General features: G+C 48.7%; 1 pseudogene. It reads left to right on the top strand.

Going from position 1 to position 312, the window contains the following annotated elements:
• Positions 1–106: 106 nt before the first annotated feature.
• Positions 107–312 (top strand): annotated as a pseudogene (locus C495_RS17800) (hypothetical protein); the annotation flags it as partial.

Below are 312 nucleotides of genomic sequence, written 5' to 3'. Positions count from 1 at the left end.
CCTTGCGATTCGTGAGAACACTGGGTATCCCTATCCCCTCTGGGTTGGGAAATACGGAGATCGTCCAAAGGGACCTATATGGAATTATAAAATAAACAAGGATTTAATGAAGGAATTCGGGTTCGCAGTTGAGCATATTGAAGATCCGGAGAAAAATATGGATATTCACTACTTCAGGCACTTTTTCACGACGAATATGCAGGAAGGGCAAGGAACGCATGATGCAGACCTGTCTTGGCATATGGTCCAGATTCTTCGCGGTGATGTCGGCGGCCAGCGGAGCGGACAAGGAACCGACGGGAATGGTGGGGG

Source organism: Natronorubrum sulfidifaciens JCM 14089 (assembly GCF_000337735.1).
GTDB lineage: Archaea > Halobacteriota > Halobacteria > Halobacteriales > Natrialbaceae > Natronorubrum > Natronorubrum sulfidifaciens.
The sequence above is the reverse complement of the archived record's forward strand: the minus strand, read 5'-3'. Positions and strand labels throughout refer to the sequence as shown.